This window comes from Tardiphaga sp. (genome assembly GCF_028290785.1).
Classification (GTDB): Bacteria; Pseudomonadota; Alphaproteobacteria; order Rhizobiales; family Xanthobacteraceae; genus Tardiphaga.
Genome location: NZ_JAQGJD010000158.1, coordinates 1 through 4,034 on the forward strand (window position 1 = coordinate 1; position 4,034 = coordinate 4,034).

At 60.7% G+C, this 4,034-nt stretch carries 4 protein-coding genes and 1 pseudogene; 1 reads left to right on the top strand and 4 read right to left on the bottom strand.

All coding sequences use genetic code 11. The features are described from left to right. The 3 genes from JWR89_RS09385 to JWR89_RS09395 all read right to left on the bottom strand — a co-directional run. Positions 1-389 (bottom strand): ABC transporter permease subunit (locus tag JWR89_RS09385; protein ID WP_299714763.1); only part of this gene is annotated, 389 nt, incomplete at its 3' end. Positions 390-473: 84 nt separating this feature from the next. Then, positions 474-1,253, bottom strand: a complete 780-nt coding sequence (locus JWR89_RS09390; RefSeq protein WP_299714765.1) for a transporter substrate-binding domain-containing protein — start codon at positions 1,251-1,253, stop codon at positions 474-476. Between the two features lie 110 nt (positions 1,254-1,363). Continuing rightward, on the bottom strand, positions 1,364-2,314 hold the full coding sequence (locus JWR89_RS09395) for an agmatinase (protein WP_299714769.1): 951 nt from the start codon (positions 2,312-2,314) through the stop codon (positions 1,364-1,366). Between the two features lie 333 nt (positions 2,315-2,647). Here JWR89_RS09395 and JWR89_RS09400 point away from each other — a divergent pair, with 333 nt between their 5' ends. Continuing rightward, complete coding sequence (locus tag JWR89_RS09400) at positions 2,648-3,604, top strand: LysR family transcriptional regulator (protein ID WP_299714767.1); 957 nt, start codon at positions 2,648-2,650, stop codon at positions 3,602-3,604. A gap of 108 nt (positions 3,605-3,712) precedes the next feature. Here the strand turns inward: JWR89_RS09400 and JWR89_RS09405 are convergent. Beyond that, positions 3,713-4,034, bottom strand: a pseudogene (locus tag JWR89_RS09405) (DJ-1/PfpI family protein); the annotation flags it as partial.

A 4,034-nucleotide genomic window follows, 5' to 3' on the forward strand; every position in this document is an offset into this window, starting at 1 on the left:
CGGGACTTGAGGCCGAGCGATGCGGCCGCCTCGATCTGGCCGGCCGGGATGCTGGTCAGCGCGCCGCGAAAGATTTCCGTCATGAAGGCCGCGTTGTTGGCGGTGATCGCCAGAACGCCGGCGGTCACCGGGCCCAGCCGGATGCCAAGCGAGGGAAGCGCGTAGAAAGCCAGAAAGATCTGCACCATCAGCGGCGTTCCGCGGATGAAGCTGATGTAAAGGCCGATCGCGTTGTTGATGGGCGCGATCTTGAAGGCGCGGATGACGGTCAGCAAGGTGCCGACCGACAGGGACAGCACGATGGTAATCAGGGCGACCCCGATCGTGACGCCCGACGCCCTGATGAGGGCGGGAAGCGTCGCGATCATGAATTCAAAGCTGAACTGCATGGTTTGCTTTCGCCCAAAGGGCTGAGGGCGCCTGTCTCGGGAAGCGTTTTCGGGGCGTGGCTGACCGTCTGCCCTGGTTACGCGCTACAGGGCGCCTTCCGGCAGGTAGCCCTGGTCCGGCGTTTCCATCTTGAAGCCAAACCATTTTTCCTGGAGTTCGCCCATTTTTCCGCTCTTGTTCAGGTCGGAAAAGACGGCGCTGATGAACTGCCTGAGATCGTCGTCGGCGGGACGCGTCACCCATGCAAGGTAGCTCTTCTGGTCCGTCAGCGGCCCCATCAGGTGGAAGACGCCGGGGCGTGCCTTGACCAGCACGGCAAGTGCGGGGCCGGACTGCAGAACCGCGTCGATCGAGCCGTTTGCCAGCGCGACATAGGTCTCGGGATAGGAGGTCATCAGCTTCAACTCGGAGAAGCCGGATTTTCCTTCCGCCTTCATCTTGGCATCGAAACCACGCGCAATGGGCTCGCTCGCCGACGCCATCTGCGTTCCGAGCGCCTTGCCGTTGAGATCCTGCGGCGTCTTGAGAACGTTGACGTCGGCCGCTCGTATCATCACGGTTTGAACCGATATCGCCATCGGACGCGTATAGGCGTAACGCTTGGCGCGTTCGGCATTGATGCCGACGGAGGTCGCCGCGAAATCAAACTGGCCTGCCGTCAGGCCCGGCAGGATGCCCTGGAACGGCAAATCGAGCTGTTCCAGCGTGACTTCCTTCCCCACTTTCTTCGAAAGCGCCGCGATAACCTCGGTCAACAAATCCTTGCCGTAGCCGACGATCTTTCCATCCTGCATGAATTCAAACGGCGGGTAGGAGGCCTCGGTGGCAACCGTCACCTTTCCGGTTTCGCGGATCTTGTCCATGACCGGTCCGGCAGAAGCGACAACCGGCAGACAGAGCGTGGCTACTACGATACCCGTCGCTCTCACAAATGCGGCAATGCTCATTGTTCTCTCCAGAGGATCTGTTTGTTTTACGCGCGGTTGAAATAGTTGGCCCTGACGGCGGCGCCGATCAGATTGAAGATGAAGCGGCCTGCGGCGATTACGGTGCGCCGGTTCTGGTCCCGCTCCGGAGCGATCTCGACGATGTCCATGCCGAGCACACGGCCCTTTTTGACGAGGCCGTGTATCAGCGTCAGCATCTGCGGGTAGAGCAGTCCACCGAAGGCCGGCCCCAGCACGGCCGGCATCAGCGACGGGTCCATGCCGTCGGCATCGATGGTCAGATAATAGTTGGCGCCGTCGGGAATGCGGTCGAGGATGGCCGCCATACCCTGATCGTGCACTTCGCTGGCGGGGATCAGATGGGAGCCATAGGCCAGCGCCGCCTCGTACTCCTCGGTCCGCGCGCTGCCGGATGCCCGCAATCCGATCTGGAAGATCTCGCCGATATGCGCCATCTCCGATGCGCGACGAATTGGACTGGAAAGTCCTTCGACTTCGCCGTTGATTTCCTTGCGCCAGTCGAGATGGGCGTCGATCTGAATGAGGATGACCGGCTTGCCCAGTTCTTCAAGCGCCTTGAAGATCGGAATCGGCGTGCTGTGATCGCCACCCAGAATGATCGGCATGGCGCCAGCCTTCAGGATCTTGCGCACCGCCTGCTCGGCGTTGTTCTGATGAATCCGCGGATCGGACGGATGGCCGGCGACGTTGCCGCAATCGGCCATGCGCACCGGTTGACCATTCAGAAGCGTACCGCCGATGTCGAAATCGTAGTGGTCGAGACCACGCACAATGCGGTCGGTCGCCCTGCGGATGGCGTCCGGCCCCTTCGATTGTTCGCTCGACACGGCGAACTGATCGTACGCGGCACCAAAGGGAATGCCCAGAAAAGCGATGTGGGCATCAAGGGTGTCCAGATCGTCGCAGGGTTGCGAGAACAGGAGCGTGTCGTGAACGGGGGAAGGCCTGACGGTTATCAATGGACCGGTCTCTGTCTTTGGTGAATCTCGATCGGGTGAATCTCTCGAGACCAGAGTGAGCCGGTCGGCCCTTCTTTAAAAGACATTAATTCATGACTTGATCGATGCCGCGCAACGCGGACGTGCGAACAACACAGCAACACCCGCAAGGCAAGTACCCTATAAACTGTTGATAATATTAAGCTAATGTGATTTTTCCGGAGCCGGATAGCGAGGGTCTTCGGGTGACGGCCGCACAGTCGGGATCAAATGAACATCCTATGTTGAATTTATTTCATTTTATGTGCATAGTAATTCGTCAGATTGCCTACATTTTGGACGGTATAAAGAATGCAGCATGAGCGCGAATACGATCTCGCAGATTTGGAGGCCTTCGTTACGGTCTGCGAAACCGGCAGCATGACCGACGCGGCCAAGCGCATGGCCGTCACGGAATCGGCGATTTCCCATATCGTCCGGCGGATGGAGCGCAATCTCGGCGTCACGCTGTTCGACCGAAGCGTGAGGCCGTTGAAAATGACGGTTCTCGGAAACCAGCTTTTCCAACGCGGCCAGAAATTGCTCGGCGACGCTGCCGACATCAACCACGAACTCCGCACCAAAGGACTGGTCAGGCACGCTCATCTTGGCATCGGCATCATCGAGACGCTGGGAACCTGGTTTGCCGGTCAACTGATCCAGGAGCTCGCGGCGAACGCCGCAACATGGACGATCGTCAGCGGCGGCAACAACGAACTGTGGAAACGGTTTTACGCGCGTGAGCTTTCGGCGCTGATCGTGCTCGAAGACGACGAACCACGGCCGGGCGCCGTCAAACGGCAACTCCTCAGAGAGTCCATCGTTCTTGCGACACCGCCGAAGCTGAGCCACCTGAGCCTGCAGGAGCTGGCGGCCACCGTACCGTTTGTCGGCGCGCATGCGAATTCGGGCTTCGGCAAGATGACGTCAACCTATCTTTCGCGGCTGAAAATCGACATTCCCCGGACCTGTAGCCTGGGCAGCCTGGACGGTGTTTTGATGATGGTCGCCTATGGTTTCGGCTGGGCACTGGTGCCCTCGGTGTTGCTGCTTCGCGTCACCCCGGAACGGCACCAGGTCTCGATCCGGTCGTTGAGCGCGCCCGCGATGACGCGTCGTGTCAGTCTGGCGACGAGAGAACACGAACTCGGTGCGCTGCCGGATCTGATCGAAGCCAACGCCAGACGCGTGTTCGTCAGTCAGATCGAGCGCACCAACCGGGATCATCCCGAGCTTGGTGGAAAATTGCTGTTCGAAATCGACAATTGACCTCCTGGCTTTTGCCCTTCGTGGTTATCGCGCGCGCTCGTCGATCGCTGGCGTTCGACCGGACGACAAAGTACAAGCCATCGCTTGCCCGTTGCGGGCGGCTCGCTTCTAGGCGCTGGTTTTTTCCAGCCTCTCCGCCGCGCGGCTCATCGCCTCGCGGCGGCCTGGGCGAGCCGCCATCCGGGCTCTGACAGCGGCGACCACTGCCGCCGGCGCGGTGTCCGGCGATCCCGCGTCGAACGGCGCCGCCGGGTTGTAGTCAATGCCCAACTGGATCGCCTCGGCGGTCGGCCGGTCGGTCAGCATCGCCGCCAGCGTCAGCCCGAAATCGATCCCCGCGGTGACGCCGCCGCCGGTGACGCGGTTGCGATCGATGCAGACCCGCGTCTTCGTGGGGATGGCACCGAATTCAGCCAGGTAATCCGTCGCC

Bases quoted from the DNA above. Each gene is read 5' to 3' on its own strand.
- JWR89_RS09390 (WP_299714765.1), bottom strand. From the start codon at position 1,253: ATGGACAAGATCCGCGAAACCGGAAAGGTGACGGTTGCCACCGAGGCC.
- JWR89_RS09400 (WP_299714767.1), top strand. From the start codon at position 2,648: ATGCAGCATGAGCGCGAATACGATCTCGCAGATTTGGAGGCCTTCGTT.